At 70.5% G+C, this 4669-nt stretch carries 5 protein-coding genes; 2 read left to right on the forward strand and 3 right to left on the reverse strand.

The genetic code is table 11. The annotated features are described in order from the left end of the window. Nucleotides 1-71 precede the first annotated feature (71 nt). Entirely contained in the window at nucleotides 72-371 is a 300-nt protein-coding gene (locus AC01Y6_RS09515) for a PIN domain-containing protein (protein ID WP_476671281.1), read from the forward strand. A gap of 12 nt (nucleotides 372-383) precedes the next feature. Continuing rightward, nucleotides 384-1802, forward strand: coding sequence for a CAP domain-containing protein (locus AC01Y6_RS09520; protein ID WP_476671283.1), 1419 nt, complete (start codon nucleotides 384-386; stop codon nucleotides 1800-1802). On the opposite strand, the gene AC01Y6_RS09525 is transcribed toward AC01Y6_RS09520, so the two are convergent. Genes AC01Y6_RS09525 through AC01Y6_RS09535 form a run of 3 tightly spaced genes read right to left on the reverse strand, consistent with a single transcriptional unit; the run spans nucleotide 1799 to nucleotide 4438 of the window. Beyond that, entirely contained in the window at nucleotides 1799-3184 is a 1386-nt protein-coding gene (locus AC01Y6_RS09525) for a hypothetical protein (RefSeq protein WP_476671285.1), read from the reverse strand. The two genes, AC01Y6_RS09520 and AC01Y6_RS09525, sit on opposite strands and share 4 nt — an antisense overlap. Then, complete coding sequence (locus AC01Y6_RS09530) at nucleotides 3139-3513, reverse strand: hypothetical protein (RefSeq protein ID WP_428715901.1); 375 nt, start codon at nucleotides 3511-3513, stop codon at nucleotides 3139-3141. The genes AC01Y6_RS09525 and AC01Y6_RS09530 overlap by 46 nt, the downstream gene beginning before the upstream one ends. Continuing rightward, entirely contained in the window at nucleotides 3491-4438 is a 948-nt protein-coding gene (locus AC01Y6_RS09535; RefSeq protein WP_476671286.1) for a hypothetical protein, read from the reverse strand. The genes AC01Y6_RS09530 and AC01Y6_RS09535 overlap by 23 nt, the downstream gene beginning before the upstream one ends. Nucleotides 4439-4669: the final 231 nt, after the last annotated feature.

Raw genomic sequence — 4669 nt, forward strand, 5'->3', positions numbered from 1 at the left:
CTCACCGGGGACCCGCCCCACCTGGCGGAGAAGGCCGCCCAGGTCCTGGACGGGGAGGAGGCCCTACGGAGGTGGCCCTGGTGGAGACGGCCTACGTGCTGGAGTCGGTGTACGGCGTGCCCCGGAAGGAGGTGGTGGACGCCCTCCTGGCCCTCCTCCAGAAGGAGAACCTGAAGGCGCTGGGCGGGAACAAGGACCTCTGGATGCGGGCCCTCCTCCTCTGCCGCCCCTCGAGGAGGGTCTCCTTCGGGGACGCCCTGATCTGGGCGGCGGCCCTGGCCTCTGGGGTGAAGCGGGTCTATACCCTGGACGCCCGCTTTCCCGGGGAGGAAATCGTAGTGGGTCCACCGGAGGACCCGGGCCTGGGTTAAAATCCCCCTGAGATGAGAAAGACCAAGGTTCTCCTTCCCTTGGCCGCTCTCCTCCTCGCGGCCTGCGGCAACCTGAGCCTTCCCGGCCTTCAGCGCAAGCCCTTCACGGGGGCCCTGGAGCTTCCCTCCCCCCTCCAGACCGTGGCCCCCGGGGGAGAGGTCCAGGTCCCGGTGCGGGCGACCTTCAACGACCCCAAGGCGGCCTCCGTGACCCTCACCGTGCGCCTCGCCGACCCCTGCGCCAAGGGCACCTCCAACTGCCCGGGCTGGGACGCGAGCCGCTACCCCGGGGTGGCCCACCCCACCGGGAGCTACACGCTGACCCCCGCGAGCCCGAGCGCCACCCTGACCTTCCAGGTGGACCCGGGCGCTCCGCCCCAGGGCCCCTTCAAGTACGAGCTCGTCTTCTCGGGGCAGGACGCCTCGGGGAAGGCGGTGGAGGAGGTGGTGCCCTTCTACCTCAAGGTTTTCCGCTCCGGGGAGACCTCCGCCATGGAGTACTGGAACTTCTGGCGGGACTACATGGGCTACCCCCGCGTCCGGGAGGACCCCGAGTGGAGCTTCCGGGCCTGGCTCCACGGGCGGTACCTGGCGATGAACGAGGACAAGCATCCTTTCGCCCACGACGAGGACCTGAGCTACCCCTTCTCCAGCCTCGAGGGACAGGCGGCGGGGCGGATAGGTAACGTGAGCGAAGGGTACAAGGTGGTCCCCTCCTCCACCCCGGCGGGACAGGTTCCCTGGCCCGTAGAGAGCCGGCCCTTCAACGGGTGGGTGGCTGTTCCTTTCCATCGTCTCAACGTGATTTCGCCCCCCACCTCCGCGGGCGGCTTCGGCGTCTACCGGGACCGGGTGCCCTACTCCGGCGGGTGGGACCTCCTCCGGAGCGTGAGCAACCTCCCCGTCTCGGAGAGCAACAACCCCAACCCCACCTCGGGCTTCCAGCTCTTCCCCGTCCCCGACAAGGTGGTGCCCGTGAACCCCACCTACTACTACGAGTGGCCCTCTCCCGTGGAGCCCTGCGCCAACCCCAGCCAAAACCCCGACCCGCCCTACCTGAGCCAGACGGGGCTGGACTGGAGCCAGCAGCCTTACGGCCTCCCCCTCTCCATCTCCATGTTCGCTCCGGGCCCCAACGACACCCGCGTCCTCCAGGCCCGGCTCGTCCGCCTCTCCGACGGGCGGGAGCTTCCCGTTTGCGGCTACGGGAGCCTGCAGTTCTGGAACCAGGACGCCTTGGCGAGGGACTGGGGCAAGAGCATCCTCAAGGGCTACTCCACGGTCTTCGTGGTCCCCCGGTACCCCCTGGACCCGGGCGAGGCCTACCGGGCCGAGGTGCGGGCGGTCTTCGGGGGGACGGAGAAGAGCTTCACCTGGAGCTTCCGGGTAGCTCCTCAAGACGGCCTCTTCCCCCTCCGCTTTAGCCCCTAGCGCCCGGGGGGCGGGAGGAGGAAGAGGGTGAGGGCGCGGGTGCCGTGCGCCTCCCGCCAGCGCCCCCGGCACAGCATAAGCCGATGGACGAGGCTCTCCCCGGGGGAGAGGAACCAGTTGCGGTAGGCGAGGAGGGGGCGGGGGTCGTTGCAGTAGCGCCAGAGCTCGCCCGTGGTGAGGAGCTCCTGCTTGTCCTTGAGCCCGGGGGCCACGAAGGCCAGCATGGGGGCGTACCCCCTGCCCCAGCGGTCCAGCACGAAGGGCACGCCCCTTTCCACGAAGCGCTCGGCGATCCGGGCCTGGGTCACCATGTCCCAGGCGGGCCAGTAGGGGCGGGTCAGGTGGGCCCAGAAAAGCCCCGCCGCGAGGAGGAGGAGGGAGGCCCCCCACCGGGCGGGCCTCGGGGCCCAGGCCAGGGCGGCCGCTCCCGCCAGGACCAGGGGGCCCACGAAGACGAAGTTGTACCGCGTGAGCACGGTGTTCAGGAGGAGGGAGGTGAAGTACCAGACGTAGGGGCCCGCCAGGGCGAGGACGAGGAGGGGCCGGACCCGGGGGGCGCGCCAGGCGGCCACGAGCCCGAGGAGGAGAAAGAGGGCCACCACCCCCGGGGGCCACTTCTGCCAGAAGTACGCGAAGAGGTCCTCGGGGGGCGGGCGCAGCTCCGGGCGGCTGTGCCCCGCCCTCACCTGCCCGAGGAGCCAGGGGAGCCAGGGCAGGTAGAGGAGGTAGACGGCGAAGGGGAAAAGGGCCCGCCAGGTCCGCTCCCTCCAGTCCTGGAAGAGGCGGTAGAGCGCGAAGGGAAGGAGGGCGTAGCCCGAGAGGTAGTGGGTGTAGAGGGCGAGGAGGCCGAAGAGGCTCCCGGCGAAGGCCCGCCCCCGCAGGTAGGCCCAGGCCCCCAGGGTCACCAGGGCCGCCGCCAGGGGGTACATGCGGAGGGCGAAGGCCCAGGGGGTGTCCCAGAACAGGAAGAGGAGGCCCAGGGCCGCGAAGGCCGCCCAGGGGCCGAGGAGGTCGTGGGCGGCCAGGGCCAGGCTCCCCGAGAGGAGGGCGAAGAAGAGGACGGCGAGGAGGTGGGGCAGGGGCACCGCCGCCTCCGGGACCCCCGCCGTCAGGTGGCCGAAGCCCCAGGCGGTCATCCAGGCCTTGTGGAGCAGGTAGTAGAGGGGCGGGTGGGCGTCCAGGGTCCCAATGGTTCGCCAGACCTCGGCGTAGCTCTGGCCGTTCAGGGTCCAGAGGGCGGTAATGAGGTTGTCCGAGTCCCAGCCCCACCACGGGAGGGGCAGGAGGGCGAGGAGGCCCAAAGCCGCCCCCGCCAGGAAGAGCAGGGCCTTCAGGGCTACTTCCTGCAGGTGGCCGCGAGGCAGGCTTTGTAGGCGAACCATCCGTGCTCCCGCGCGTAGGCGCACCAGCTGTCGTTCGGAGCCTCCTGGGCGAAGGCCTGGAAGCAGAGGGGGTCCCCGACCCGGGCGCAGGCCCCCGCGGCCCACTCCGGCCCCTTGGCCCTCGCCGCCTTTCGCACCGCCTCCCGGTAGCAGAGGAAGGCCTCTCCGGAGGTGCTCTTGCGGGCGCAGGCCGTCAGGGCGCCCTGGAGGCGTCCCTCCAGGAGGGGGCTTTCCCGGTAGAGCCTCCTCGCCTGGGGCACCCAGAGGGGCGCGAGGAGGAGGACCGCGAGGAGAAAGAGGAGGAGCCTAGGGGAAGCGGTTCGCCGCACGCCTTCTCCCTTCCCCCTGCTGCTCGGGCGTCAGGGCCTTCTCCAGCTGGGCGAGGTAGGTCCCGAAGTCGGGGGCGTTGGAGAACCTCTGCCCGTACCAGAGGATGCCGTAGGCCTCGATGGGGTCCTTGGGGAAGCCCGCGGCCCCCTCCCAGTAGCAGAGGCCGAGGACGAGGAGGGCTGCCCCGCTGGAAGAGCGCGTTGTCCAGAAGGCGGCCCGGGGGCAGGCGGCTTCCCGGTTCCGCTTCACGCCCTGTCCGAAGTACTCCGCCCAGGCCAGGACGCCTCCCGCCAAAGAGGAGACCCCCGGGGCGAGGAGGGCGTAGCGCGCCATCTCGCTCCCGCGGTCGCCCCTCTCCCAGAGGCGGTTCGCCAAGAACCCCGCCGCGAGCTGCCCCCCCAGGCTGTAGGGTCGTTCCCGGACGAGCCTTTCCAGGACCTCGGGCTTGGCGCGGTTGCGGAGGTACACCGCGTAGGAAATCCCCTTCTCCGCCAGGGCCTGGAGGCCCTGGTCCAGCTCGGAGGGGGAGAGCTCGGGGAGCTTAGCGCCGGGGAGGGCCTGGGCGATCCTGGGGTCTTGGTCCTTCCACCGCAGGATCAGGGCCAGGGTGTCGTAGCAGTACGCGGCGGCCTCCAGGTTCGCCTCCCGGTAGCGGCAGGCGTGCTCGGCGGCGCGGACCGTGGCCTCGCCCGGGGAGTACGTGCCCTTCGGGGGAACGGCGTTGAAGAGCAGGTGCGCGTACCAGTGGGCGAAGCGCTCCGGGGCGCTCTCCGCCAGGGCGTAGGCCTCGGGGTAGCGCCCCCCGTTCGCCAGCTCCGCGAAGCGGCGGTCGTCGCCCTCGAGGGGGTAGGGCTGGGCCGACGCGCCGGAACCGAGGACCGAGGTCGCTAAGACCAAGAGGTAGGGGAGGTAAGCCTTTTTCACAGTTTCGCTCCTTTCCCTTCGCTGGGCGCTAGCTCGCGCGCCCTTCGGTTTCCAGTCTACCTACAACAATTGGGGAGGTTGCAGTCGCATTGGCAACAGCCACAGCTACTCCCGATACTCTTGCAGCACGTGTTGCACGAGCCGGAGTTGTCGCCAGGCTCTGGAGAGCTCGTAGGCTCTGGAGAGCTCGTAGGCTCTGGAGAGCTCGTAGGCTCTGGAGAGCTCGTAGGC

Source organism: Thermus sp., assembly GCF_056332225.1.

Excerpts from the sequence above, each read along its gene's own strand:
- AC01Y6_RS09520 (WP_476671283.1), top strand. The coding sequence starts at position 384 with ATGAGAAAGACCAAGGTTCTCCTTCCCTTGGCCGCTCTCCTCCTCGCG.
- AC01Y6_RS09525 (WP_476671285.1), bottom strand. The coding sequence starts at position 3,184 with ATGGTTCGCCTACAAAGCCTGCCTCGCGGCCACCTGCAGGAAGTAGCC.